Consider the following 24,974-nt stretch of genomic DNA (forward strand, 5'->3'; position numbering starts at 1 on the left):
GATTCCGCCCGCAACCCGAAGGAAAAGCCGTTGTCCACCACGTTCGACAAAGTCGCCAAGATCATCGCCGACACCAGTGAGATCGATATCGACACGATCACCCCTGAAAGCCACACCATCGACGATCTCGGCATCGACAGCCTCGACTTTCTCGACATCGTCTTTGCCATCGACAAGGAATTCGGCATCAAGGTGCCGCTGGAAAAGTGGACGCAAGAGGTCAATGACGGCAAGGCCTCGACCGACGATTACTTCGTCATGAAGAACCTGTGCGCCAAGATCGACGCACTGGTCGCGGCCAAGAGCGCCGCGTGAGTGCGCGCCCTTGACGCGCCTTGCCGCATGACCCCGAAAATCGAAATCGATTTTCGCTGGGGATCATGCGCAAAATCAAAAATGCTACAGCGTCCTTTGCGCATCCAAGAGGATGCGCGGCGCTGTAGTCGCCTGACCCACAACAGCCGCCCCATGAAGCCTCGCCCATGAGCCCCCACCACGTCGTCATTACAGGCATAGGCCTCGTCTCTTCGCTGGGAGAAGGTCCGGATGCGCATTGGCGCAAACTCGTCCAGCCGGGCCTGGAACCCGTGCTCGACGCCGCGCGCTTCCCGCCCTACACCGTTCACCCGCTGCCGGAGATCGACTGGAACCTGCAGATCGCCAAGCGCGGCGACCAGCGGCAGATGGAAACCTGGCAAAGGCTCGGCACCTACGCCGCCGGCATGGCGCTGGACGACGCCGGCATCAAGGGCAATGACGAACTCTGCACGACCATGGACATGGTGGTGGCTGCCGGCGGCGGCGAGCGCGACGAGACAGTCGACGCCGACATTCTCGCAGCGTCCGAAAGCCGCAACGACCGCGACGTGCTGCTCAACGAGAAACTGACCACCGAATTGCGGCCGACGCTGTTTCTGGCGCAGCTTTCCAACCTGCTCGCCGGCAACATCTCGATCGTCCACAAGGTGACGGGATCGTCGCGCACCTTCATGGGCGAGGAAGGTGCGGGCGTCGCCGCCGTCGAGACGGCCGCCGCCCGCATCCGCTCTGGCCAGTCGACGCATATACTGGTCGGCGGCGCCTTCCAGACCGAACATTCCGACATGCTGCTTGGCTATGAGCTGGCCGGCTACCTGCATCGCGGCCCCTGGAAGCCAGTCTGGCAAAGACAGGGCGCCGAAGGCGGCGGCGTGGTGACCGGATCCGGCGGCGCGTTTCTCGTCCTGGAACAGCGCGAACACGCGATCGGCCGCGGGCGAAAGATCTATGCCGAACTCGGGCCGGTCATATCTGGACGCGCCAAACGGCGGCGGGGCGAGCTCGATGCCGGGATTGCCGCGCTGCTCAAGCAGGCGGCATTGCCGGACGGCGAGTTGCTGGCGATTTCAGGCGCTTCGGGCGCGCATGCCGCCACTGCCGCCGAGAAATCGGCGCTCGACGCCAATCCGGCGATTGCCGCACGCGGCTTTTCGACGCTGACCGGCCACATGAAGGAAGCACAGTTTCCCTTCGCCGTGGCGCTGGCCGCGCTGGCTGTCGAACGCAAGGCCGCCTACCCGGTTTTTGACGCTGCCAACGAGAAGCCGTTCAACGGCATTCCCAGGACTGTCCTTGCAACGGCGATCGGCTATCACCAATTCGAGGGCATGGCGTTGGTCAACGCCGCCTAAGCAGGCATTCGTCGGCAGGCCCACGAATGCCTGTTTGGATTCTTTTGTTTGTCGCAGGTTCTTGCCGCAAAACCGTGGAACACTTTGCGGAACCTGCTTAGAACGTCGGGGCGAAGCGGTTTTCGGATGAATCCGCTGCTCCAACTCAAGGAAACGGTCGAGAGCCTCAGGACAACAACATGGCCAATCTGAACGATCACATGGGCAGGCCGATCGTCGCCGTCACCGGCATCGGCGTGGTGACGTCGCTGGGCGTCGGCAAGGCCGACAATTGGGCGGCGCTCACCGCCGGCAAATCCGGCATTCATCCGATCACCCGCTTTCCGGTCGATCATCTGAACACCCGCATCTCAGGCATGGTCGATTTCCTGCCGTCGAGCTCCAGGGGCGCCAGCCCCCTCACCTACGAAATGGCCGAGATCGCCGCGCAGGAAGCGATCGCGGAATCGGGTCTTAATTCCGGCGATTTCGGCGGACCGCTTTTCCTGGCCTCGCCGCCGGTCGAACTCGACTGGAGCGAGCGCTTTTCGCTCTACAATTCCGACAAGGACGACATCGGCGCCGAAAGGCTGCTTCGGGTGGCGCGGAGTTTGAAGGAGCTCGATATTTTCGAGACCACCCAATTCGGTTCGATCGCCGACCGGCTCGCCGACCGCTTGGGCACGCGCGGCCTGCCGATCACGCTGTCGACGGCTTGCGCCTCTGGCGCCACCGCGATCCAGCTCGGCGTCGAGGCGATCCGCCGCGGCGAATGCGACCGGGCGCTGTCGATCGGCGCCGACGGCTCGGCAACCGCGGAGGCGCTGATTCGATTCTCGTTGCTTTCTGCGCTCACGACGCACAACGACATCCCCGAAAAGGCGTCCAAGCCGTTCTCCAAGGATCGCGACGGCTTCGTGCTAGCCGAGGGCTCGGGCGCGCTTGTGCTGGAATCGCTGGAGGCGGCTCTCGCCCGCGGCGCGACCATTCTCGGCATCCTGCGCGGCTGCGGCGAGAAGGCCGACGACTTCCACCGCACCCGCTCGAAGCCGGACGGTTCGCCGGCGATCGCCGCGGTGCGCGCCGCCTTGGCCGATGCGGGCTTGGGCGAAGACGAGATCGACTATGTCAACGCCCATGGCACCTCGACGCCGGAAAACGACAAGATGGAGCATCTGTCGCTGTCGACCGTGTTCGGCGAGCGGACCGGCTCGATGCCGATCTCGTCGAACAAGTCGATGATCGGCCACACGCTGTCGGCGGCCGGCGCCGTCGAGGCCGCGTTTTCGCTGATGACCATGCGCGAAAGCGTCATCCCGCCGACCATCAATTACGACAATCCCGATCCGGCGATCGTGCTCGACGTGGTGCCGAACAAGAAGCGCAACGCCGAGGTCGGCACGGTGCTGTCGAACTCCTTCGGCTTCGGCGGCCAGAACACCTGCCTTGTCATGGCGCGGGAACCGGTCTAAGCGAGCCTTTTCCCGCTCAACAGAACCGACAGGCCCATGCGCGCATTGCAACTTATCGAGGACCGCCGCCTTGAAACGGTGGACCTGCCGCCCCCGCCGCAGCCTGCGCTGGGCGAAGTGACGCTGCGCATCAAGGCCGTGGCGCTCAACCATATCGACGTCTGGGGTTGGCGCGGCATGGCTTTCGCCAAGCGCAAGCTGCCGCTGGTCGTCGGCGCGGAAGCCTCCGGCGAGATCGAGGCGGTCGGCCCCGGCGTCTCCAGCCTGGTGCCGGGGCAGCTTGTGTCGATCTATGGCGCGCGCACCTGCGGACTTTGCCGCGCCTGCCGCGAAGGCCGCGACAATCTCTGCGAGCATGTCTCGGGGGTTCACGGCTTCCATCTCGACGGCTTTGCGCAAGAGAAGATAAACCTGCCGGCGCGCCTGCTGGTCCCCGCCCCGCCCGGCGTGACGGACATCGGCGCTGCCGTCGCGCCCGTCACCTTCGGCACGGTCGAGCACATGCTGTTCGACAATGCCAGGCTGCAGCCCGGCGAAACGATCCTCATCCATGCCGGCGGCTCGGGCATCGGCTCCGCCGCGATCCAGCTTGCCAGGAAGATGGGTTGCACCGTGATCACCACGGTCGGCTCGAACGACAAGGTCGACAAGGCGAAGGCGCTTGGCGCCGACCATGTCATCAACTATCGCGAGGACCGTTTCGAAGGCGTCGTGCGCAAGCTGACCAAGAAGAAGGGCGTCGACGTCGTCTTCGAGCATGTCGGCGCCGATACCTTTGCCGCCTCGATGCTGTGCCTGAAACGCGGTGGCCGCCTGGTGACCTGCGGCTCGACCTCCGGCGTGTCGACGCAGATCAATTTGATGCAGCTGTTCCAGCAGCAGCTGAAGCTGCTCGGCTCCTTCGGCTGCCGCATGGCAAACATGGCCGACGCCATGCAGAAAATGGCGGCGGGGCTGGTTTCTCCGGTTATCGACACCGAAGTCGGCTTCGACGGCATCGACGCCGCGCTGAAGCGCATGGAAGGCCGCGACGTGTTCGGCAAGATCATCCTGCGCGTCGGCTAGACCCTTGCTCGGCAACGCCTTCAGGAAGCTCCGCAGGGACTTGGCGTTCCGCCACGGCAGGCGGCTGCGCCAGCTCAACTACTGGCTGCTTGCGCGCGCCGCGATGACGATGATCTGGGTGCTGCGTCTGCTGCCGGTCGACAGGGCGCTCAATTTCGCCGACCGCGCCGCCCGCCGCATTGGCCCGTGGGTGGGGCGCCACAACGTCGCCGTCGCCAATCTGCGCAAGGCCTATCCCCAGAAGAGCGACAAGGAGATCCAGGCCATCGCTTCCGACATGTGGGGCAACATGGCTCGCCTCGCCGCGGAATATGTCTTCCTCGATGCGCTCTTCGATTACGACCCGAAAGCGACGAAGCCGGGCCGCGTCGAGGTCCGCGGCGTCGATCATTTCGTTGAGATCGCCGGCGAGCAAAAACCGCATATCATCTTCACCGGGCATCTCGGCAATTTCGAGCTGCTCCCGGTGGCGGCAGCCACTTTCGGCATGAACATCACGGCGCTGTTTCGCCCGCCCAACAACCCCTACCTTGCCGACTACATCCTCTCGACGCGCCGCTCGACCATGGGGTCGCTTCTGCCCTCCTCGGCCGGCGCTTCATTCGCGCTGGCTGCTATCCTGGAGAACGGCGGCAATATCGGCGTGCTGGTAGACCAGAAATTCTCGGGCGGGCTTGAAACGACCTTCTTCGGCCGCCCATGCGAGAGCAACCGGGTCCTGGGCACTTTGGCGCGGCACTATGACTGCGATGTCTATCCGGCGCGCTGCATGCGCCTGCCGGGCAACCGCTTCCGGCTCGAGATCGAGGACAAGCTGACCTTGCCCCGCACCGCAGACGGCAGTGTCGACGTCCGCGCCACCACCCAGCTTCTCAACGACGTGGTCGAGCGCTGGGTGCGCGAGGATCCCGGCCAATGGATGTGGTTCCACAAAAGATGGGAAATGAGCGGCCGGCGCAAAAGGCGCCGCCACGCGAGACAGCGCGGCGAAGCCGCCTGAGCAGAACCTGGGCAAGTTTGTTCTTGCTTTGTGCCGGCAATTATGCTATCGGTTTGGGCATGGTGTTGATTTGCGCCAACGACCCGCCCGCCGAGGCGGGTTTTTTGTTTTCGGCCCTCGATCGCTCCTTGGTGGGAATCTAGCTCGTCCGCAATGAAAAAGCTGTTTGACAGCCACGCCTGGAGAAAAGTGATCCTGATCGGTCAAAGCCTTGCCTCATCGGCCGTAAGTGCGTGCTCTCGCGTGCCGGAGACGATGATCTCCAGGACCTCATGCTCGTCGGTGTTCCTGATGTAGCGATCGCCGACGTTCTCGCCGCGCTTCAGCACCATCACGCGGTCGCCCACAGCGAAGATGTCAACGAGGCGGTGGGAGATGATGATCTGGGCAACGCCCTGCTTTTTCAGTTCCAGCATGGTTTCGAGCAGCCGCTCGGTCGCCATCACCGAGAGATTGGCGGTCGGCTCGTCGAGGATCACCACGCGCGGCTGGAAGGAGATAGCGCGGGCAATCGCCACAGATTGCTGGCGGCCGCCCGACAGGCTCTCGACCTTTTGATAAACGGAGTTCACGTCGACCTTGAGCCGCTTCAGCACGCTGTCGGCTTCCGCGTACATTTTCCGCCGATTGACGAAAAGCCCCCTGCGCGGCCAACGGCCAAGAAAGATGTTCTGACCGACATCCATATTCCCGCAAAGAGCGAAATCCTGGTAGATCATCTCGATGCCGGCGTCGCGGCTTTCGTGCGGGCTCTTGAAGTGCACCGGCTGCCCGGCGACGAAGACCTCGCCGGCGTCGCGCTGGTAGGCGCCGGTCAGGATCTTCATCAGCGTCGATTTGCCGGCCGAGTTGTCGCCGACGAGGCCCAGGATCTCGCCGGGATAGAGCACGAGGTCGACGTTGCGGAGCGCCTGCACTGCACCGAAGGCTTTTTCGATGCCCCACATTTCTACGATCGGTGCAGGTTTGGTCGCGTCACGCATGGGTGGTTTCCGCCGTCCTTGTGCGCCGCGCCAGGCGTGCCCGTAGGCGGCCGAAGATGTTGGCCTGGCGCACCCAGATGTCGATCAGCACCGCCACGATCAGGATGCCGCCGATGAAGACGTTGATCCAGTGCTGCGGCATGGCGAAGCCCTGGACGTTGAGCTGCAACAGCGCCCGGATCAGGGTGATCACCGCCGCCCCGGCGAGCGCCCCGATCACGGTGCCGTAGCCGCCGAAGATCGAACCGCCGCCGATGATCACCGAGGCGATGGCGTCGAGCTCGCGAAACTGGCCGGCTACCGGGTTGAAGCTGCGGAAGTAGGCGACGTTGATGATTCCGGCCATTGTCGCGCACAGTGCCGCCAGCATGAGCGCGAGGAACCGCACCCGGTTGGTGTTGATCCCGGCATAAGCGGCGGCGCGAATGTTGCCGCCGGTCGCATAGACCTTCTGCCCGAACGGCATGTAGGCGAGCACGACGCCGGCAATGAGGGCGACGAGCAACATCCAGATGGTCTGGACACTCACCACCTCGGCGATCGAGCGCGGCAGCCCGTCCGGCAGCGAGATTCGATAGTGCAGCAGGATGTCGTTCACCTTGCGGCCAAGCAGGTTGTAGCCCTCGGGCCAGCCGGTGAGCTGCTGCCCGGCGACGAACCAGGCGGCGAGGCCGCGGGCGATGTAGAACATGCCGAGCGTGGCGATGAAGGCCGGCAGCTTGAAGCCGACGGTGACGATCGCGTTGACGAGGCCGGCGCACATGCCCGCGAGCAGGCCCATCGCCACGGCGGTCACGGGGTCGGCGCCGAGGACCTTGAGGAAATAGGCGGCGGTGCTGCCGGCGAGGGCAAGCACCGCCCCGACGGAGAGGTCGATATCGCCGGCGGCGATGACGTAGGTGAGCCCGATGGTGATCAGCGCAAGCTCGGTGTAGTTGAGCAAGATCGCGAAGCTGTTGGACAGGTTCCACCAATAGTCCGGCCGGAGCGCGAGGCCGGTCAGCCACAGGAACACGGTCAGGATGATGGCGAGCGCGTCGCGCCGGGCGAGGAACTTGCCCAACCCGGTGGCCGACAGCGCCATGTCGGTCGCCATCGCGCCCTTGGTCTGCACCCCCTCGATCGCGATGCCGCCGATCTCGTAGGCCGGTGGCGGCGGCCGGCCTCGGAGCCAGGCCCAGAGGCGCCCTGCCACCTGGCGACGGATGAGATAGGGCTCGATAAGCACCGCGACGACGAGCAGCAGCCCAAGGAACACCGGTACCGCGCCGACCGGCAGCGAAAAGACGGCGTTGACCGTGATCTCCTCGTCGCCGATCTTGATGACGCGCGTGATCGGCCAGCCCTCGCGCAGCACCTTGTCGAGCAGCACCACCAGCAGGGCGCCAAGGCAGGATCCGGCGACCCGGCCGCGGCCGCCGAGGATCGAGGCGCCGCCGATGATCACGGCGGCAATGACGATCAGCTCACCGCTGACGCCGTAGAGGGGCGTCACGCCCTTGTCCTGGGCAGCCGACATCAAGCCGGCTAGCGCCGCGCAGAGCGAGGAGATCAGGTAGGCTCGAATGCGCACCCAGTTGGTCGGGATGCCGGCATAGGACGCCGCCTGCTCGTTGCCGCCGGTGGCGAAGGTCTCGTAGCCCCAGCGCGTCTTGGCGAGCACATAGGCCCCGATCACGGCGACAACGACGAAGATCACGATCTGGTTGTTGAACCCGAGGAGGTTCGTCTCGCCGAGGTGAAAAAAAAGCGGATAGCCGGTCGCCTTGGCGGGATAGTAGATCGCCTGGCCGTGAGTGAGCGCCAGCACGAAGCCCCGGCCGATGAAGAGGATGGTCAGCGTGGCGATGAACGCCGGCACCTTCAGGATGGTGACGAGCACGCCGTTGATCAGCCCGATAAACACGCCGAGCAGCAGGCAGAGGACTACCGACGTGACGACGCCGAGGTCAAGGAAGCTGGGCGCGAACAGCCTGGCGAAGACGACGGCGACCAAGCCGTAAGTGGAACCGACCGAAAGATCGAGGTCCTTGTTGACGATGACGAAGGTCACTCCGACCGCGATGATCGCAACCCGTGAGGTGTCGCGGAGCAGCGAGTGAAACGCTCCTGTTGACCCGAAGAACGCGGGATTGACGAGAGCGCCGCCGAGATAGAGCAGCAAAAGCAAGGCAACGAGCCCCACCTCCCAGCCGCCGATAATCTGGGACGGCGCACGGCCGAGCGATGTGGTCGCGGTGGGCGCCATGGTCTCTTCTGGTCGATTTCCCTGCTGCCGCATTGCGGGAGAGCCTGCGCCCTCCCGCAGTGATTTCAGACGTTCCGAGCGGACTCAGTTCTCGAAGCGCTTGCCGACGTCCTCGACGGTCTCCTTCGTCACGAGTTGGGCGCGTGTGTCGAGGTTGGCCGCCGCGATGCCGCGATCGATCTCCAGATAAAGCTGCATGACCGGCCAGAAACCCTGCAAGAAGGGCTGCTGGCCGAGCGCGCCGGTCAGATCGCCGCTCTTCATTGCATCCTGCTGGGCCGGGCCCAGGTCGAAACCGTAGGCGCAGATCTTGCCGGTCATTCCGGCCTGAGCGACGGCCTTGGCAAGCGCCGGCGTGAACACGTTGTTGCCGGCGAACGCGCCAACGACGTCGCCGCGCGATTCGAACAGCGTCACGATGCCGTTCACCGGGTCATTCGGATTGGTGTCGATACCGGTGTTCTCCGGACCCGCGTCGACCTTGAAGGCATCAAGCTTGCCGGCATCCTTCAAGCCCTTGACGATGGCGTTGAAAGCCGAAGTGACGCGATTGTTCACCTCGATGTTGCCCATTGCGGTCGACGACGGCAGGACGATCGAACCCTTCTCGATACCCTTGTCTGCGAGGCATTTGACGAGCGCCTCGCCGGCGATTGCGGCGGCGGAGGCGTCCTGGCCGGTATGGCCGATGCCGCTGCGGTTGAGGATCGTGCCGTCAAAGGAATTGGTCGTGGCGACCGGTATGCCCTTCGCCTCGGCGGCCTTGACGATGTCGTTATAGGCGCCGACCTGGGGCGTTGTCATGATCAGCCCGTCGATCGTCGGATCCTGCACGATCTGGTTCAGGATTTCGATCTCGCGGGCAGGGTCGTCGGTCGGCGATTCCGAGCCGAGCAGCAGGATCTTGGCGCCGATCAGGTTGCCGGCGACGGTCGCGCCTACGTAGACCGGATCGAAGAAGCCATTGCCGGCAGTGTGTGTCACGATAGCGAAAGTGAGGTGACCATCGGCCGAATGGAAATCCTTGGTACCGGGGGCCTCCTTTGCGGCTTCTTCGAAGCTGTAGCCGCCGACCGCCTTATCGACGCCGCCCGATTGTGCGTAGGCGTACGATACGCCGAGCGATAACGCCGCGGCACACGCCGCGAGCGAGAAAATACGTTTCATGATTATCCTCCCTTGCAACCAACGGTCGGAAGCCGTTCGGGCGCATTTATTCAGGGATTCCGAATGCTTCCTCCCACCCCGTATATTCTGCCCAAAGCCTGCCCACGTAAATAGTGCTCCCACTTTCACCGACGAATTGGTCGGCGGTTCCGTCATTCTGACCGGGCGCGGCGGTTTCTAGCGTTGATGTAGCGCGACGCGGTGTCAGACAGACGAGGAGACTTGGTGTACTATGAACCCTACCTGGGCCGCATTCAAAGGGAGCGACACAGAGAGCAACAAAAACAGAATTTCACAAACGCGTAGGGAGGATACCGCAATGAATCTGCGACCAGACCCCACATTCTATCCGTCACCGAAGCTGGCTATGGAAGGGCCGCCGGAAACTCTGGCCTACACGTTGATGCTTAGCCCGGACTTCTCGCAACCCGACGGGCTGGCTGTGGTGAATGTCGATCCAAATTCGCCGGATTTCGGCAAGATCGTCCACACTGTGATCATGCCAAACAAGGGCGATGAGTTTCATCACTTCGGCTGGAATGCGTGTTCTTCGGCGCTATCACCACTGACCGGCCACGCCTTTTTGGAGCGTCGTTATCTGATCATTCCGGGCATGCGTTCGTCGCGCATCTACATAATTGATGTGAAGGGCGGGCCGACAGCCGCCAAGATTCACAAGATCATCGAACCCGCAGAAGTCTTTGCCAAGACGGGCTATTCTCGCCCGCATACGATCCACTGCGGACCCGAGGGCATCTATGTCTCGACCCTCGGCGGCGGCGGCAAGGACGGTACCGACGGTCCTCCGGGCATTTTCATCATGGATTGCCAGACCTTCGATGTCATTGGCCGCTATGAGATAGATCGCGGCGCCCAGGACAAGCACTACGATTTCTGGTGGAACCTGCCGCGCGACTACATGGTCAGTTCCGAATGGGCCTTGCCGCCGCAGTTCGAAAACGGCATCGTCCCGGAGGATCTACTGTCCAACAAATACGGCCACCGCATGCATTTCTGGGATCTGCGTGCGCGTAAGAACATTCAGACGATCGATCTGGGCGCCAATCACCAAATGGCGCTCGAAATCCGCCCGGCGCATGATCCAGTCCAGCAATACGGCTTCTGCGGCGTTGTGGTCGATACCACCAATCTCGAAGGCTCGATTTGGACTTGGTGGCGCAACGCAGATGGCAAGTTCCAGGCCAAGAAGACGGCGACCATCCCGCCTCAACCGGCCAATGCCGACGATCTGCCGGATCTTCTGAAGGGTTTCTCGGCGGTGCCGCCGCTGGTCACCGACATCGACCTCAGCCTCGACGACAAATATCTCTATGTGGCTTGTTGGGGAACGGGTGAGATGCATCAATACGATGTCAGCGACCCAATGAAGCCGGTTCTGGCGGGCAAGGTCGAACTGGGTGGGATCGTCAAGAAGACCAAGCACCCCTGTGGCAAAGTCTTCGGCTACGGGCCACAGATGGTCGAGATTAGCCGCGACGGCAAGCGTGTGTATTGGACCAATTCGCTCTATTCGACCTGGGACGATCAGTTCTATCCCGGTGAGCGCGGCGGGGCGATGGTGAAGGCCGATGTTGGCGCCAATGGTGGCCTGACGCTCGACACCAACTTCTTCGTCGAGTTCCCCAAAGGCTATCGAACGCACCAGATCCGACTTGAAGGCGGCGACTGCTCTACCGACAGTTTCTGCTACCCATCGGTCTAGGTGTCGCCCGAACTCCTTTCGACCACAGCCGGCCTCTGGCTTGCCGTGGTCGCCAGCGGGATTTACCATGGCGTAAACCCGGGTATGGGCTGGCCGCTTGCCGTTTCGGCCGCCCTGATGGAACGGCGAACCTATGCGCTGCCGCGCGCACTCATGGCGCTGGCGTTCGGGCATCTTGTCGCCATGACGGTGGTCCTCTTGCCCTTCGCACTGATGACTGCGCTGGTTGATTGGCAAACCGAGATCCGCGTTGGCGCAGGTCTAGTTGTCGTCGCGCTCGGAGTCTGGCTGCTCTTCAACCGGCGGCATCCTAGATTTCTGGCGCGCGTGCCGCCGTCGCGACTGGCGCTATGGTCCTTTCTGGTCGCCATCGCGCATGGCGCCGGCCTGATGCTGGTGCCGATCTACCTCGGCCTGTGCAGCGTCGTTGAAACGGATGCCGGGCACCGTGCCGCGACCGCCCTCATTGCACGAACTGCAGCGCTCTCGATCGGCGTGGCAGCGGTCCACACGGGCGCGATGATCACTGCGGGCGGCGCTTTGGCCTTCGGCGTCTATCGGTGGCTGGGATTAAGGTTTCTTTCGAAAAGCTGGTTTGATCTAGATGTGATCTGGGCGCTGAGCCTAGTGCTGGTCGGGGCGATCGGCGTGTTTTCCGCGCTCTAATTGGTCACGACGATCCGCGTGTTGCGGAAGCCGGCTCGCCTCACCATCGAATAGAAGGCGGCGGCATTGGAGGGGTGCAGCCGCACGCAGCCATGCGAGGCCGGACGCCCGAGGGACTTCACCGCGCCCGTGCCGTGGATGGCGTAGCCGCCGCGGAAGAACACCGAATGAGGCATCGGCGACATGTCGTATTTGCGCGAATACCACATCCGCGCCGTCCGTTGCGGCCGGTAGCTGCCGCGCGGCGTGATATAACCCTTGCGCGCCGTGGACACCGGCCACCGGTAAACCGCACTCCCGTATCTTACAGTCATCGTCTGCGATGACACGTCGATCCTTGCAACCAGCTTGCCGGCCCAACCCTCGACCGAAGAGCCGAACAGCATCGTTACCACTACCGCTGCCATGAGAACGGTTTTCTTCATGCGAACACCCCCCTGATTGCCCCTGCCTGCTGCCCTTCACGCTATTTTTCACATTTTTAATCTCAAGTGAACGAGGTAACCACATACTCCTTGACGAATTCACCAATCCAAAGCAGCAAATTTGAACGATTTCCCGCGATAGTTGCTACAGCGACACATCCGCCAACAGGCTTGCAAAAACGCACCGTTGGCTGCTCAATTCGCCGAATGAACGAAAAGAACAAACGTCTCCTGAAAGCGGTCGAGGACCGGGTCGACGATCTGGTCGCGCTGACCGCGGACCTGATCCGCTTTCCGACCATCAACCCGCCCGGCGAAGCCTATCGGCCATGCGCCGAATATGTCGGAGCGCGGCTGAAGCAGCGCGGTTTCGAAATCGAATTCATCCGCGCCGAAGGCACGCCCGGCGACACCGATCGCTACCCGCGCGTCAATGTCGTCGCCCGCTTCGATGGCCGCTCGCCCGGCGCCTGCGTGCATTTCAACTCGCATATCGACGTGGTCGAAGCCGGTGACGGCTGGAGCCTCGATCCCTTTGCCGGCATTGTCAGGGACGGCAAGGTCTATGGCCGCGGCGCCTGCGACATGAAGGGCGGTCTGGCCTCCTCGATCATCGCAGCCGAGGCCTTCATGGAGGTCTTCCCCGACTTTCCGGGCGCCATCGAAATATCGGGCACGGTCGACGAGGAGTCCGGCGGCTTCGGCGGCGTCGGCCATCTGGCCAGGCTCGGCTATTTCTCCAAGCCGAAGGTCGACCACGTCATCATTCCGGAGCCGTTGAACAAGGACCGCATCTGCCTTGGCCATCGCGGTGTGTGGTGGGCGGAGATCGAAACCAAGGGCGAGATCGCGCACGGCTCGATGCCGTTCCTCGGCGACAATGCGGTGCGCCATATGGGCGCCGTGCTGCAGGCGTTCGAGGACGAGCTGTTCCCTGCGCTCGACCGCAAGATGACGCGTATGCCGGTCGTGCCCGAAGGGGCAAAGCGCTCGACCATGAACATCAACTCGATCCATGGCGGCCAGACGGAGGATTTCCGGCCCGGCCTGCCCTCGCCCAACGTTCCCGATTCCTGCCGGCTGACCATCGACCGCCGCTTCCTGCTCGAGGAAGACCTCGGCACGGTCAAGAGCGAAGTGACCGATATCCTCGACCGGCTGAAGCGCGAGCGCAAGAAATTCGACTACGAGATCCGCGATCTGATGGAGGTGCTGCCGCTGATGACCGAACGCGATGCGCCGGTGGTGAAGGCGGTGGCGCAGGGGATCATGGAGATATTCGACCGCGAGCCCGACTACGTGATTTCACCCGGCACCTACGACCAGAAGCACATTGCCCGCATCGGCCACATCTACGACTGCATCGCTTATGGCCCGGGCATTCTCGACCTCGCCCATAGGCCCGACGAATGGGTCGGGATATCCGACATGGTGGACGCGGCCAAGGTGATGGCGATCGGGCTCAACGTGCTGCTCAGGGGCGCCGGCGCCCGCTAATCTGGCAGCGACGGGGCAAGCTCAGTCGCTTGACTCGGCGGCTCACGGAAAAACATTCCTGCCGGCGCTGCCGGAAAGCACGAAACGCAATTTACTCCTCCGCGAAATCACGCTTCTATCCACCGGGTTTTGAGCACGTTTTTGAGCATATCGGGAGTTGCATGATGAAATTGTGGAAAACCATTCTCTCCGCTGCGGCTTTGGTGCTGGCTACTGGCGCCTCGGCGTTTGCCGCGCGAACCGACCTGGTCATCGGCGTCACGCTCGAGCCCCCGCATCTCGATCCGACCGCAGGTGCTGCGGCGGCGATCGACGAAGTGCTTTACGCCAACGTGTTCGAGGGGCTGACCCGCATCGGCCCGAACGGCGAGGTGCTGCCGGATCTCGCCGAAAGCTGGGCCATTTCCGACGACGGCAAGGTCTATTCCTTCAAGCTGCACACCGGCGTGAAATTCCATGACGGCACCGACTTCAACGCCGAAGACGTGAAATTCTCGCTCGACCGCGCTCGTGCCGACAACTCGGTGAATGCACAAAAGGGGCTGTTCGCCGCCGTCGACACGGTCGAAATCGTCGATCCGGCGACGGTCAAGATCACGCTGAAGAACCCGCAAGCTTCCTTCCTCTACAATATGGGCTGGGGCGATGCGGTGATCGTCGCGCCTGAGACAGCCGACACCAACAAGGAAAAGCCTGTTGGCACCGGCCCGTTCAAATTCCAGAACTGGGCCAAGGGCTCATCGATCACGCTGATCAAGTCGGACACTTACTGGGGCGCACCGGTGTCCCTCGACAAGGCGGAGTTCCGCATCGTTCCCGATGCCGCTGCCGCCGTGCCGGCGCTGCTTTCCGGCGATGTCCAGGCCTTTCCCTTTTTCCCCGATCTCGACAGCGTCGCGCAGGTCCAGGGCGATCCCCGCTTCAAGGTGGTGATCGGCGCGACCGAGGGCGAGACCATCCTCTCCATCAACAACAAGAAGCCGCCCTTCGACAAACTGCAGGTCAGGCAGGCGATTTCCTTTGCGCTCGACCGCAAGGCGATCATCGACGGCGCCTCGGTCGGTCTCGGCGTGCCGATCGGCTCGCATATGTCGCCGGCCAGCAAGGCCTATGTCGACCTCGCCGGCCTCTATCCGCACAATGTGGCGAAGGCCAGGGAATTGCTGAAGGAAGCCGGCTTCGAGAACGGCTTCAAGGCGACGCTGAAACTGCCGCCGCCCCCCTATGCGCGGCTTGGCGGCGAGATCATAGCCTCGCAGCTTCGCGACGTCGGCATCGAGCTGGAAATCGTGCCCGTGGAATGGGCGCAGTGGCTGGACCAGGTGTTCACCAAGAAGGACTACGACCTGACCATCGTGTCCCACACCGAGCCTAACGACATCGATATCTATTCGCGCAAGGATTATTACTTCAACTACGACAATCCGACCTTCGACAAGATCATCGCCGAACTCAACCTCACCTCCGACGAGGCAAAGCGCATGACGCTGCTCGGCGAAGCGCAGAAGATACTGGCCGACGATGCCGTGGTCGGCTTCCTCTACGAACTGCCGAAAGCCGGCGTCTGGGACGCCAAGCTCGAGGGTTTTTGGGAAAACGCGCCGATCCAGGCCAACGACCTGACTAAGGTGAAGTGGACGGAGTGAGCCTCGCTCGGTTTCGTCATCCTCGGGCGAAGCAGGAGCGCAGCGAACTGCGCAGACCCGAGGATCCATTCCGTGACCTATGAGCGTTCCGGCGACGCAGAATTTGGGAGACTGAGATGGAAACACGAAGGGGCAATGCCGTTCTGGACCGCTGCGCTCTTCGGTTTGTGTCACGGCATGGATCCTGGGGTCTCCGCGACGTCGCTTCGCTCCTGCTCCGCCCCAGGATGACGAAGCCATGGTGACCTGTAGCCAAAGCAGACGAAGCAATGGCCCGCCAACGCAGCTTTCCAGAAAAGATACAGCGGCCTTTCCGCCATGACCGCCTACCTCCTCAAACGCCTTACCATCGCCGTCGTCACCTTGGTTCTCGCCTCCATGGTGGTCTTCGCCGTGCTGGAGATCATTCCCGGTGACCCGGCGCGGCTGATGCTGGGCCTGAACGCCAGCGCCGAGCAGGTCGAGTTGCTGCGCAGCCAGATGGGCCTCGACGCGCCCCTTGCCGCGCGCTATCTGCGCTGGGCCGGCGGCTTGCTGAGCCTCGATTTCGGCCGCTCCTACACCTATTCGGTGCCGGTCATCGACCTGGTCCGCGAGCGTGTCGTCGTCTCGCTGCCGCTGGCGCTGATCGCGCTCGCCCTGTCCACCGTCATTGCCATTCCGGTCGGGCTGTTTTCCGCCAGCCGGCGCGGACGGGCCGGCGACACGATCGCGATGGGCGCCGCGCAGCTTGGCGTCGCCGTGCCGAACTTCTGGTTCGCGCTGATGCTGATCTATCTGTTTGCCGTCTGGCTGCGGCTGGTGCCGGCCGGCGGCTTTCCCGGTTGGAGCGCCGGTGTGTGGCCGGCGCTGAAATCACTGGTCCTGCCGGCGATCGCCCTCGCTCTGCCGCAAGCGGCGATCCTCGCCCGCGTCACCCGCTCGGCGCTGATCGAGGTGCTGCACGAGGACTACATCCGCACCGCCCGCGCCAAGGGCCTGCCCTATCGCGCGGTGCTGTGGCGGCACGCGCTGCGCAATGCCATGATCCCGGTGCTGACCATTCTCGGCCTGCAGTTCGCCTTCCTGCTCGCCGGCACCATCATCGTCGAGAACGTCTTTTATCTGCCCGGTCTCGGCCGGCTGGTGTTCCAGGCGATCACCCAGCGCGACCTGATCGTCGTCGAAAGCATCGTCATGCTGCTGGTCGCCGCCGTCATCGCCGTCAACCTGCTTGTCGATCTCTCCTATGCGGTCGTCGACCCGCGCCTGAGAAGCCGCCAATGACGCTGCATATCGACATCCCGGAGGAGAACCTTGCCGGCGTCCTGGCCAAGGCGTTGCGAAACCGCTCGTTCCTCGCCGGCTTCGTCATCACCGCGCTGGTGGCGGCGGTCGCCATCGTCTCGTTCTTCTGGACACCCTACGACGTCACCAGGCTGATCATCGCAGACAAGACTCAAAGCCCCTCGCTGGCGCATTGGTTCGGCACCGACCATTTCGGCCGCGACATCCTGTCGATGATCATGGTCGGCGCCCGCAACTCGATCGCCGTGGCGCTGGTGGCGGTCGGCATCGGCATGGGCGTCGGCGTGCCGCTTGGCGCCTTTGCCGCGGCACGCGGCGGCATCGTCGACGAAGCGCTGATGCGGCTCAACGATCTCGTCTTCGCCTTCCCTGCCCTGCTCTCGGCGATCATGATCACCGCCATCTTCGGGCCGGGCGCGCTCAACGCGATCATCGCCATCGGCATCTTCAACATCCCGGTCTTCGCCCGCGTCGCCCGCGCCGGCGCGCTGGCGATCTGGCCGCGCGAATTCATCCTCGCCGCGCGCGCCGCCGGCAAGGGCAAAACACTGATCACGCTGGAACATGTGCTGCCCAACATCGTCACCTTGCTGCTGGTGCAAGGCACCATCCAGTTCGCGCTGGGCGTCCTGGCCGAAGCCGGGCTTTCCTATGTCGGTCTCGGCACACAGCCACCGATGCCAAGCTGGGGCCGGATGCTGTTCGATGCGCAGACGCGCATGGTGGCGGCGCCGTGGATGGCCCTGTTTCCGGGCATGGCGATCGCCGTCACCGTGCTTGGCCTGAACCTGCTCGGCGACGGCATTGCCGACATCCTTGATCCCCGGTCGCGGCGGCAGCGATGAGCCTGCTCGAAATCGAAAACCTGTCGCTGTCGATCGGTGACACGCCGATCCTCCGGGATGTCGAACTCTCCGTCGCGCCCGGCGAGGTGATGGGGCTGGTCGGCGAATCCGGCTCCGGCAAGTCGATGACGGCGCTCACCGTGATGCAGCTTCTGCCCTGGGCGGCGCGCGCCACCGGGCGCGTCGCCTTCGACGGCATCGACATCCTTGCGGCCAGCGAGGACCAGATGTGCGCGCTGCGCGGCGACGACATCGGCATGGTGTTCCAGGAGCCGATGACGGCGCTGAATCCGGTCAAGACCATCGGCGAGCAGGTCGCCGAAGGCATCCGCTGGCATACGAAGGCAAGCCGCGCCGATGCGGAAGACCGTGCGCGAAAAATGCTCGAGCGGGTTGGGCTGCCGGCGGCGCAATTCCCGCTGTCGCGCTATCCGCATGAGCTTTCCGGCGGCCAGCGCCAGCGTGTCGTCATCGCCATTGCCTGTGCGCTGAAACCGAAACTGCTGATCGCCGACGAGCCGACGACGGCGCTCGACGTGGTGCTGCAGGCGCAAATCCTCGACCTGTTGCGCGACCTCGTCGCGGAAAACCGCATGGGCCTGCTCTTGATCTCGCACGACCTCGCGGTGGTGACGGAGATGGCGGATCGCGTCACCATCCTGCGCCATGGCCAAGTGATGGAAGCCGGCGACACGGCACGCACCTTGTCCGAACAGCTTCATCCCTACACCCGACAGCTGGCGCAGGCTTCGATGCATGTGCCGGCGCGCGCCAGCATATATGAGGTTGGCCAAGGCGGCCCCGCGCTTACGGTGGCCAAGCCACTGCTCCAGGTAGACAGCGTGACGCGAGACTATCCCGGGCGGCGCATATCGCTGCTGAAGCGCGCGGCCCCAATCCGCGCCGTCGACGATGTCTCATTTTCGATGACGCCGGGCCAGTCGGTGGCGCTGGTCGGGCGTTCCGGCTGCGGCAAGTCCACGCTGGCCCGCATGGTCCTGGCGCTGGACGAGCCGTCATCGGGAACGATCCGGTTTCGCGGCGAGGTCATCACCGGCAAGAGCGAGGCTGAGCTCAAGCCGGCGCGACGCGACATGCAGGTGGTGTTCCAGGACCCTTACGGCTCCTTCGACCCGCGCCAGAAGGTCGACAAACTGGTGGCCGAGCCACTGCATGTCCTGGAGAAGAAGCCGACGAATGCCGAGCGGCGCGAGTTGGTGGCAAGGGCCTTGCACGAGGTCGGCCTCAGCCCACGCGACATGAACAAATATCCGCACGAGTTTTCTGGCGGCCAGCGCCAGCGCCTGTCGATCGCCCGCGCCATCATCACCCGCCCCAAACTGGTCGTCGCCGACGAGCCGGTCTCGGCCCTCGATGTCTCGATCCGCGCCCAGATTCTCGACCTGTTCGCCGAGCTCAACCAGAAGCTCGGCATCGCCTATCTGTTCATCACCCACGATCTGACCGTCGCCCGCGCCATGTCAGACCAGGTGATGGTCATGCATGACGGCAGGATCGTCGAGCGCGGCGGGACGAGCGAGGTTCTCGACCATCCGCAATCCGAAGCCGCCAAGGCGCTGGTCGCCGCGGCGCCCGATTTGCACAGGTCGATCGCGCGCCGGTTGCAGGAACAGGGGTGAACAGCCAGCCGTTCAGAGAGGCTTATTCTTGCGGCTTCACCACATCGGCAGGTCTGATGTCGAGCAGGTCGAGCGTGCGTCGCAAGAGCTGCATCTCGTTTCCGGCAAGTTGCGAATCGGCCTTGGCGATCTCGGCCATGTGGCGGGCAAGCAGCTTGCGCCGCTCGACGTCGAGGTCGCGGAACTGCGCGATGGCTTGCGAGCTGTTGGTCTCGTAGCCGAAGTCGTTGAGATATTCGATGACGCTGTCGATGCTGGCTTCCGGAATGCCGAAGGCTTCCCGGCAGATGCGCCTGAAGGCGACCATTTCGCTCTCGCTGACCGAACCGTCGGCCAGGATCATGCGGAACAGCATGAGCAGTTCCGCCGACAGCACGGGATCGTCCGCAACCTTGCGCACGCCGGGGTCGCCATCGAAGATCGCGCGTATCTGGTCCAGCAAAGCGAATGCCATCAGCGTCCCTTTCCGATTCGTCCCAAATAGGTAGCGCGGAATCGGCCTTGCGCAAACGGGTGGCCGATCGCGTCGCGCTCTGATTGGTGTATGATCACCTGCCTGATAGTATGCGGCTGTACGAATCATGTTGGAGGAGCCACACATGAATCTCAGTGCGCCTACACAGCTTATTTTCATTATATCCGTTGTTATCGCCGTCATCGGCCTTCTCGCCGCTCTCGGCGTTCTTGCGTTTATTCCACTTGCCGCGGTGTGGATCGTCCTCATCGCTTACATCGTGCTTGCCGTCGGCTGCTTGATGCGCGGCGCTTAAGCACTCAGATCTCAGGCAACTCGGAGCGCCCGGCCACAAGCCGGGCGCTTTTGATTCCGGGGGATGATCTGTTAGACTCCTGGGGCACAAGGATGGCCAATGCCGGTCGAGATGCAGCATCATGATCAACTGGATCGTTCGGTCGCCGATCGGTTCGAGATGGTGCGGCGCGCGCCAGGCTCTGGGCTCCGGAGCGCGGTCACCGACCTATGCTTCTATCGCGAAACGGCACCCGGCCGTTTCCGCAACGTCGAATTTGCATCGCTGACCGTGCCGCTGGTCATCAGCTTTGCCGAACCCTTCGCCATCGGGCTCGGCAAGGGTCCAGGCGACAACGACCGCTTCGCCAGTTTCGCCGCCGGCCTCTATGCCGGTCCGGTGGTGATCGAGTCCTTCGGCGGCGCCTGCTGCGTCCAGGTCAATTTCACCCCGCTCGGCGCCCGCCGCTTCTTCGGCCTTCCGATGAGCGAACTGACCGACCGCATGGTCGGCCTGGACGATGTGCTCGGCCTTGAAGGCACCGCGCTGCGCGAAAGACTTGGCAATGCGTGCGACTGGAGCGCACGCTTTGCCATCGTCGAGACGTTCGTCGCCACTCGGCTGGCCGAGGCCCGGGAAACGCGGGCCGAAATCGCCTGGGCCTATGACCGGATCGTCGTGTCGGGCGGCCGCATTCGCATCTCATCGCTCGCGGACAGGCTGGGCTGGAGCCGCAAACATCTCTTGGGAAAATTCTCCGACGCGATCGGCGTCGGTCCCAAGACGCTGTCGCGCATCGTCCGCTTCAACCGGGCGCTCGGCCTTTCGAGGCAGGACAGATGCGATTGGGCCGATATCGCCGCCGACTGCGGCTATGCCGACCAGGCGCATCTGGTGCGCGAATTCCGCGACCTTGCCGGCGAGACACCGACGATGCTTGCCGCCCAGGCATAGACCGCCCAGGGTCCTCTGCAGAACGCTCAGGTAACATTTCTTCAAGACGCCGCAACAGCCTTCGCCCAGACTGGGTTATCGACCAACCCAACCGAAGGAAATCGCCATGACCATGTCAGTCGAACCGCCCAGGCTCTATCCGACCTTGCGCTACCGAAATGCCGCGAAAATGATTGACTGGCTGGTTGAAGCCTTCGGCTTTGCCGTTCATGCCCGCTATGGCGAAGGCGACATCGTCCATCACGCCGAACTGTCTTTCGGCTCCTCGATGATCATGCTGGGCACTGCACGCGACGACAAGTTTGGCCAGATGATCGGTGCACCGAGCCCGGGCGGTGGCAGATCGATCTATGTTGCCGTCGACGATGCCGATGCCGCTTATGCCAAAGCAAAAAAGGCCGGCGCCGAAATACTGGAAGAACTGACCGACCGTGATTATGGCAGCCGCGAGTTCATCTGCCGCGATCCGGAAGGCAATGTCTGGTCGTTTGGAACTTACCGGCCGAAGGCAGGCGAGCCCGCGAGCTAACGCGCGAGGCCAAAAATGGCGTCGCAGTCGAGGTGGGTTTCCAGCTCGGCCGCGATCTCGTCCAGCGCCCGTTCGACCTCGGCGCGATAATCGATGCCGCCGCCTTTGACGCCGAGGGTTTCCAGGAACCTTGCTCGGAAAGCGTCGGCGGAAAACAGCCCGTGCAGATAGGTGCCCGATACCTTGCCGTCGGCGGATATGGCCCCATCATCGACGCCGTTGATGACGGCGGACGGCCGCAGCGTGTCCGGGCCGGTGGTACGGCCGAGATGGATCTCGTAGCCCTCGAGCGGCAGGTCGAATTGCACCGAGCGCGCTCTGACATTGCGCACCGTCTTTTCCGGTTCCATCACCGTTTCGACGTCGAGCAGGCCGAGGCCTTTCGTCTCGGTCACGCTGCCCTCGATGCCGTCGGGATCGCGTACGACATGGCCGAGCATCTGGAAGCCGCCGCAAATGCCGACCACGTGGCCGCCGCGCTTGCGATGGGCGACGAGGTCGCGGTCCCAGCCGTTCTCACGAAATCTCAAGAGATCGCCGATCGTGGATTTCGAGCCGGGAATGACCACCAGCCCCGCGTCCTCCGGCAAATGCTGGCCGGGCGGCACGAAGACCACCTCGACTTCGCGTTCGGCCTTGAGCGGGTCGAGATCGTCGAAATTGGCGATGCGCGAAAGCATCGGCACGGCGACCTTCAGCGCGCGCCTCTCGCCAGAGCTCAGACGTTCGAGCACCACCGAATCTTCCGACGGCAATCGCGCCGCCGCCTTCAGCCACGGCACGACGCCGAAGCAGCGCCAGCCGGTGAATGTCTCGATCGACTTGATGCCGTCATCGAACAGGGAGACATCGCCACGGAACTTGTTGATGAGATAGCCGGCGATCATGCGCCGGTCCTCTTCCGGCAGGATCAGATGGGTGCCGGCGACCGAGGCGATGACGCCGCCGCGGTCGATGTCGCCGACGAGGATCACCGGCACGTTGGCGCGCGTGGCAAAGCCCATATTGGCAATGTCTCGGCTCCTGAGATTGATCTCGGCCGGCGAGCCGGCGCCCTCGACGATGACGAGATCGGCGCCCTCCCCGACCTTTGCCCAGGACTCCAGCACAGCATCCATCAGCCGGCCCTTCAGCGCCTGGTAGTCGCGTGCCCGCGCCTCGCCGAACACCTTGCCCTGCACCACCACTTGCGCGCCGACATCGGTCTGCGGCTTGAGCAGCACCGGGTTCATGTGGACGGAGGGCGCCACGCCGCAGGCGATCGCCTGCAGCCATTGGGCGCGGCCGATCTCGCCGCCGCCTGAGTTGTCGCCCGCAATATCGGCGACGGCGGCGTTGTTCGACATGTTCTGCGGCTTGAACGGCCGCACCTTCAGTCCACGTTTCCTCGCCGCGCGGCACAGGCCCGCGACAAGCACCGTCTTGCCGACATCGGAGCCCGTGCCTTGCAGCATGATCGCCTTGGTCGCCATCAATTCCTGTCCTGTGAAACGGCGCCGGTGATCGTGGACTTCGCCGCCAGCGGTCCACCGCGCCAGATATAGAGTGCCAAGAGAGGTTCCTTGCCGGTGCGCATGGCGTGGCTGACACCAGAGGCATGGTGGATCACCTCGCCCGCCTCGCGCGTTCGAAAGCCGCCTTCGCCCATGCGCCATTGCGTGCCGCCGGTCAGCGGAAGGTAGATTTCCTCGGCGACGTGGTGATGATCGGGATAGACGATATCAGGTCCGAGGATCAGCAAACCGGCCGCGACCTCGTCGTTGACGAAATGGCCGCGCGTGCCGAAGACCTCCAGCCAGCCGTAATTGTCGATGAATGTCTTGCCGAAATCCGCCTCGCTGTAGGTCTGCCCCCAGCGCAGATCGTTGCGACGCTCGGCCAGCAACCGCGCCAGCGGCCTGGCGCCTGCCGGAACAAGTTCGACGATACGTTCGAGCTGGCGCAGGCAGGCGAGCGGATGCGGCTCGAGCGGACGCGCCGGCATGGCCCAGCCGATCCGGGCCACGGCATCGCGCACCAGCGCATCATCGAACGTTGCAAGAGTGGTATGGAAACATTCGAGCAGTTCATCGAAATTTGTCGTCACGCCTTGCTCCAGACACGCATTCGCGCACGGCCGCTCCCCAGATGGTTGAATAGAGATGGTCGGCTTGCGCGGCGGCATCATTGGTCTAGATTGATGCGCGCGCAAAGCCAAAAACAACAGGCCAGCAGGCCGAAGCACATCAGGGAGCACGCCATGGACGCCGCTGTCGATGCGAGCACCAGCCAGTTCGAACTCAACGAGGACCAGCGCGCCATCCAGGAGATGGCCGAGGCCTTCGCTGCCGACCGCGTCGCGCCGAACGCGCTCGACTGGGACCGCAACAAGCATTTTCCGGCGGACGTGATCCGCGAGACGGGGCCGCTCGGCCTTGGCGGCATCTATATCAGGGACGATGTCGGCGGCTCGGCGCTCGGCCGGCTCGACGCCGTGCTGATCTTCGAGGCGCTTTCGCGCGCCGATCCGGCCTTCTCCTCCTTCATCTCGATCCACAACATGGTGGCGTCGATGATCGACCGCTTCGGCAGCGACGAGCAGCGCCAGCGCTTCCTGCCGAAGCTGACCTCGATGGAATGGCTGGCGAGCTACTGCCTGACCGAGCCGGGCTCGGGATCGGATGCGGCGGCGCTGAAGACGCGCGCGGTGAAAAGCAGCGGTGACTATGTGCTGAACGGCGCCAAGCAGTTCATCTCGGGCGCCGGCGACAGCGACATCTACATCGTCATGGCGCGCACCGGCGCCGACGGGCCGAAAGGCATTTCCACCTTCGTCGTGCCGAAGGATGCGCCCGGCCTGTCCTTCGGCGCCAACGAGCACAAGATGGGCTGGCACATGCAGTCGACCCGCCAGGTCGTGTTCGAGGACTGCAGGGTGCCGGCGCAAAACCTGCTGTCAGCCGAAGGCGCCGGCTTCGGCATCGCGATGGCCGGGCTCGACGGCGGCCGGCTCAACATCGCCGCCTGTTCGCTGGGCGGCGCGCAATCGGCGCTCGACAAGGCGCTCGCCTACACCGCCGAGCGCAAGGCCTTCGGGACGAAGATCAACCAGTTCCAGGCGCTGCAGTTCAAGCTCGCCGACATGGAGACCGAGCTGCAGGCCGCACGCGTTTTCCTCTACGCCGCTGCCGCGAAGCTCGACCGCAAGGCACCGGATGCCGGAAAATGGTCGGCCATGGCCAAGCGCTTTGTCACCGATATCGGCTTCAACGTCGCCAACGACGCGTTGCAACTGCATGGCGGCTACGGCTATTTGCATGATTACGGCATCGAAAAGCTGGTGCGGGACCTGCGCGTCCACCAGATCCTCGAAGGCACCAACGAGATCATGCGCGTCATCATCGCACGCACCCTGATTGGGCGATAGAGAATTTAGTGAATAGAATAGTG

The 24,974-nt window shown here is 63.5% G+C and carries 23 protein-coding genes; 16 read left to right on the plus strand and 7 right to left on the minus strand.

What is annotated here, in order from left to right; all coding sequences use genetic code 11:
- Positions 1-30: 30 nt before the first annotated feature.
- The 5 genes from EJ066_RS25430 (at position 31) to EJ066_RS25450 (ending at position 5,186) form a co-directional block, all read left to right on the plus strand.
- On the plus strand, positions 31-315 hold the full coding sequence (locus tag EJ066_RS25430) for an acyl carrier protein (protein ID WP_126042697.1): 285 nt from the start codon (positions 31-33) through the stop codon (positions 313-315).
- A 167-nt stretch (positions 316-482) separates the two neighbouring features.
- Positions 483-1,670: a beta-ketoacyl-ACP synthase gene (locus tag EJ066_RS25435; RefSeq protein ID WP_126042698.1), complete on the plus strand. Its 1,188-nt coding sequence runs from the start codon at positions 483-485 to the stop codon at positions 1,668-1,670.
- A 179-nt stretch (positions 1,671-1,849) separates the two neighbouring features.
- Positions 1,850-3,121: a beta-ketoacyl-ACP synthase gene (locus EJ066_RS25440; RefSeq protein ID WP_126042699.1), complete on the plus strand. Its 1,272-nt coding sequence runs from the start codon at positions 1,850-1,852 to the stop codon at positions 3,119-3,121.
- Positions 3,122-3,157: 36 nt separating this feature from the next.
- Positions 3,158-4,186, plus strand: coding sequence for a zinc-binding dehydrogenase (locus EJ066_RS25445; protein ID WP_126042700.1), 1,029 nt, complete (start codon positions 3,158-3,160; stop codon positions 4,184-4,186).
- Positions 4,187-4,190: 4 nt separating this feature from the next.
- Positions 4,191-5,186, plus strand: coding sequence for a lipid A biosynthesis lauroyl acyltransferase (locus EJ066_RS25450; RefSeq protein WP_126042701.1), 996 nt, complete (start codon positions 4,191-4,193; stop codon positions 5,184-5,186).
- 203 nt (positions 5,187-5,389) lie between these two features.
- Here EJ066_RS25450 and EJ066_RS25455 read toward each other — a convergent pair whose 3' ends face one another.
- From EJ066_RS25455 to EJ066_RS25465, 3 genes are all read right to left on the minus strand, one after another.
- Complete coding sequence (locus tag EJ066_RS25455; protein WP_126042702.1) at positions 5,390-6,169, minus strand: ATP-binding cassette domain-containing protein; 780 nt, start codon at positions 6,167-6,169, stop codon at positions 5,390-5,392.
- The gene (locus EJ066_RS25460; RefSeq protein ID WP_126042703.1) at positions 6,162-8,417 is read right to left on the minus strand and encodes an ABC transporter permease; all 2,256 of its coding nucleotides are present in this window, start codon (positions 8,415-8,417) and stop codon (positions 6,162-6,164) included. Before EJ066_RS25460 ends, EJ066_RS25455 begins: the two co-directional genes overlap by 8 nt.
- Before the next feature lie 84 nt (positions 8,418-8,501).
- Entirely contained in the window at positions 8,502-9,584 is a 1,083-nt protein-coding gene (locus EJ066_RS25465; RefSeq protein ID WP_126042704.1) for a substrate-binding domain-containing protein, read from the minus strand.
- A gap of 319 nt (positions 9,585-9,903) precedes the next feature.
- Between EJ066_RS25465 and EJ066_RS25470 the strand changes: the two genes are divergently transcribed.
- Together EJ066_RS25470 and EJ066_RS25475 are read left to right on the plus strand one after the other, a co-directional pair.
- Complete coding sequence (locus tag EJ066_RS25470; RefSeq protein WP_126042705.1) at positions 9,904-11,307, plus strand: selenium-binding protein SBP56-related protein; 1,404 nt, start codon at positions 9,904-9,906, stop codon at positions 11,305-11,307.
- A gap of 153 nt (positions 11,308-11,460) precedes the next feature.
- The gene (locus tag EJ066_RS25475) at positions 11,461-11,973 is read left to right on the plus strand and encodes a hypothetical protein (protein WP_348629265.1); all 513 of its coding nucleotides are present in this window, start codon (positions 11,461-11,463) and stop codon (positions 11,971-11,973) included.
- Here the strand turns inward: EJ066_RS25475 and EJ066_RS25480 are convergent.
- Positions 11,970-12,398, minus strand: coding sequence for a L,D-transpeptidase (locus EJ066_RS25480; RefSeq protein ID WP_126042707.1), 429 nt, complete (start codon positions 12,396-12,398; stop codon positions 11,970-11,972). The genes EJ066_RS25475 and EJ066_RS25480 overlap by 4 nt on opposite strands.
- 207 nt (positions 12,399-12,605) lie before the next feature.
- On the opposite strand from EJ066_RS25480, the gene EJ066_RS25485 reads away from it, so the two are divergent.
- The 5 genes from EJ066_RS25485 (at position 12,606) to EJ066_RS25505 (ending at position 19,313) form a co-directional block, all read left to right on the plus strand.
- Positions 12,606-13,895, plus strand: coding sequence for an acetylornithine deacetylase/succinyl-diaminopimelate desuccinylase family protein (locus EJ066_RS25485; RefSeq protein WP_126042708.1), 1,290 nt, complete (start codon positions 12,606-12,608; stop codon positions 13,893-13,895).
- Between the two features lie 164 nt (positions 13,896-14,059).
- Positions 14,060-15,541 carry an ABC transporter substrate-binding protein gene (locus EJ066_RS25490; RefSeq protein WP_126042709.1) on the plus strand — a complete coding sequence of 494 codons (1,482 nt, stop codon included), beginning with the start codon at positions 14,060-14,062 and terminating at the stop codon, positions 15,539-15,541.
- Positions 15,542-15,859: 318 nt separating this feature from the next.
- Positions 15,860-16,807: an ABC transporter permease gene (locus tag EJ066_RS25495; RefSeq protein ID WP_126042710.1), complete on the plus strand. Its 948-nt coding sequence runs from the start codon at positions 15,860-15,862 to the stop codon at positions 16,805-16,807.
- Positions 16,804-17,673 (plus strand): ABC transporter permease, encoded by an 870-nt coding sequence (locus EJ066_RS25500; RefSeq protein ID WP_126042711.1) that lies wholly within the window; start codon positions 16,804-16,806, stop codon positions 17,671-17,673. The genes EJ066_RS25495 and EJ066_RS25500 overlap by 4 nt, the downstream gene beginning before the upstream one ends.
- Complete coding sequence (locus tag EJ066_RS25505; RefSeq protein ID WP_126042712.1) at positions 17,670-19,313, plus strand: dipeptide ABC transporter ATP-binding protein; 1,644 nt, start codon at positions 17,670-17,672, stop codon at positions 19,311-19,313. The genes EJ066_RS25500 and EJ066_RS25505 overlap by 4 nt, the downstream gene beginning before the upstream one ends.
- Before the next feature lie 22 nt (positions 19,314-19,335).
- Here the strand turns inward: EJ066_RS25505 and EJ066_RS25510 are convergent, their stop codons facing one another.
- Positions 19,336-19,767: a TerB family tellurite resistance protein gene (locus EJ066_RS25510; protein ID WP_126042713.1), complete on the minus strand. Its 432-nt coding sequence runs from the start codon at positions 19,765-19,767 to the stop codon at positions 19,336-19,338.
- 145 nt (positions 19,768-19,912) lie between these two features.
- Here EJ066_RS25510 and EJ066_RS25515 point away from each other — a divergent pair, with 145 nt between their 5' ends.
- From EJ066_RS25515 to EJ066_RS25525, 3 genes are all read left to right on the plus strand, one after another.
- Positions 19,913-20,083 carry a hypothetical protein gene (locus EJ066_RS25515; RefSeq protein WP_126042714.1) on the plus strand — a complete coding sequence of 57 codons (171 nt, stop codon included), beginning with the start codon at positions 19,913-19,915 and terminating at the stop codon, positions 20,081-20,083.
- A 99-nt stretch (positions 20,084-20,182) separates the two neighbouring features.
- The gene (locus EJ066_RS25520) at positions 20,183-21,016 is read left to right on the plus strand and encodes an AraC family transcriptional regulator (RefSeq protein ID WP_126042715.1); all 834 of its coding nucleotides are present in this window, start codon (positions 20,183-20,185) and stop codon (positions 21,014-21,016) included.
- A 106-nt stretch (positions 21,017-21,122) separates the two neighbouring features.
- A complete protein-coding gene (locus EJ066_RS25525) occupies positions 21,123-21,545 on the plus strand; it encodes a VOC family protein (protein ID WP_126042716.1) in 423 nt (140 codons plus the stop codon).
- Here the strand turns inward: EJ066_RS25525 and EJ066_RS25530 are convergent.
- Both EJ066_RS25530 and EJ066_RS25535 read right to left on the minus strand, forming a co-directional pair.
- Positions 21,542-23,017, minus strand: coding sequence for a cobyric acid synthase (locus EJ066_RS25530; protein WP_126042717.1), 1,476 nt, complete (start codon positions 23,015-23,017; stop codon positions 21,542-21,544). The genes EJ066_RS25525 and EJ066_RS25530 overlap by 4 nt on opposite strands.
- Positions 23,017-23,631, minus strand: a complete 615-nt coding sequence (locus EJ066_RS25535; protein WP_126042718.1) for a dimethylsulfonioproprionate lyase family protein — start codon at positions 23,629-23,631, stop codon at positions 23,017-23,019. Before EJ066_RS25535 ends, EJ066_RS25530 begins: the two co-directional genes overlap by 1 nt.
- 153 nt (positions 23,632-23,784) lie before the next feature.
- Here EJ066_RS25535 and EJ066_RS25540 point away from each other — a divergent pair, with 153 nt between their 5' ends.
- Positions 23,785-24,951 (plus strand): isobutyryl-CoA dehydrogenase, encoded by a 1,167-nt coding sequence (locus EJ066_RS25540; protein WP_126042719.1) that lies wholly within the window; start codon positions 23,785-23,787, stop codon positions 24,949-24,951.
- Positions 24,952-24,974 lie beyond the last annotated feature (23 nt).

The sequence above is a fragment of the Mesorhizobium sp. M9A.F.Ca.ET.002.03.1.2 genome (assembly GCF_003952365.1).
Classification (GTDB): domain Bacteria; phylum Pseudomonadota; class Alphaproteobacteria; order Rhizobiales; family Rhizobiaceae; genus Mesorhizobium.

Coding starts and splice junctions, on each gene's coding strand:
- EJ066_RS25435 (WP_126042698.1), top strand. CDS start 483: ATGAGCCCCCACCACGTCGTCATTACAGGCATAGGCCTCGTCTCTTCG.
- EJ066_RS25440 (WP_126042699.1), top strand. CDS start 1,850: ATGGCCAATCTGAACGATCACATGGGCAGGCCGATCGTCGCCGTCACC.
- EJ066_RS25445 (WP_126042700.1), top strand. CDS start 3,158: ATGCGCGCATTGCAACTTATCGAGGACCGCCGCCTTGAAACGGTGGAC.
- EJ066_RS25455 (WP_126042702.1), bottom strand. CDS start 6,169: ATGCGTGACGCGACCAAACCTGCACCGATCGTAGAAATGTGGGGCATC.
- EJ066_RS25460 (WP_126042703.1), bottom strand. CDS start 8,417: ATGGCGCCCACCGCGACCACATCGCTCGGCCGTGCGCCGTCCCAGATT.
- EJ066_RS25465 (WP_126042704.1), bottom strand. CDS start 9,584: ATGAAACGTATTTTCTCGCTCGCGGCGTGTGCCGCGGCGTTATCGCTC.
- EJ066_RS25470 (WP_126042705.1), top strand. CDS start 9,904: ATGAATCTGCGACCAGACCCCACATTCTATCCGTCACCGAAGCTGGCT.
- EJ066_RS25475 (WP_348629265.1), top strand. CDS start 11,461: ATGGCGCTGGCGTTCGGGCATCTTGTCGCCATGACGGTGGTCCTCTTG.
- EJ066_RS25480 (WP_126042707.1), bottom strand. CDS start 12,398: ATGAAGAAAACCGTTCTCATGGCAGCGGTAGTGGTAACGATGCTGTTC.
- EJ066_RS25485 (WP_126042708.1), top strand. CDS start 12,606: ATGAACGAAAAGAACAAACGTCTCCTGAAAGCGGTCGAGGACCGGGTC.
- EJ066_RS25490 (WP_126042709.1), top strand. CDS start 14,060: ATGAAATTGTGGAAAACCATTCTCTCCGCTGCGGCTTTGGTGCTGGCT.
- EJ066_RS25495 (WP_126042710.1), top strand. CDS start 15,860: ATGACCGCCTACCTCCTCAAACGCCTTACCATCGCCGTCGTCACCTTG.
- EJ066_RS25500 (WP_126042711.1), top strand. CDS start 16,804: ATGACGCTGCATATCGACATCCCGGAGGAGAACCTTGCCGGCGTCCTG.
- EJ066_RS25505 (WP_126042712.1), top strand. CDS start 17,670: ATGAGCCTGCTCGAAATCGAAAACCTGTCGCTGTCGATCGGTGACACG.
- EJ066_RS25510 (WP_126042713.1), bottom strand. CDS start 19,767: ATGGCATTCGCTTTGCTGGACCAGATACGCGCGATCTTCGATGGCGAC.
- EJ066_RS25515 (WP_126042714.1), top strand. CDS start 19,913: ATGAATCTCAGTGCGCCTACACAGCTTATTTTCATTATATCCGTTGTT.
- EJ066_RS25520 (WP_126042715.1), top strand. CDS start 20,183: ATGCCGGTCGAGATGCAGCATCATGATCAACTGGATCGTTCGGTCGCC.
- EJ066_RS25525 (WP_126042716.1), top strand. CDS start 21,123: ATGACCATGTCAGTCGAACCGCCCAGGCTCTATCCGACCTTGCGCTAC.
- EJ066_RS25530 (WP_126042717.1), bottom strand. CDS start 23,017: ATGGCGACCAAGGCGATCATGCTGCAAGGCACGGGCTCCGATGTCGGC.
- EJ066_RS25540 (WP_126042719.1), top strand. CDS start 23,785: ATGGACGCCGCTGTCGATGCGAGCACCAGCCAGTTCGAACTCAACGAG.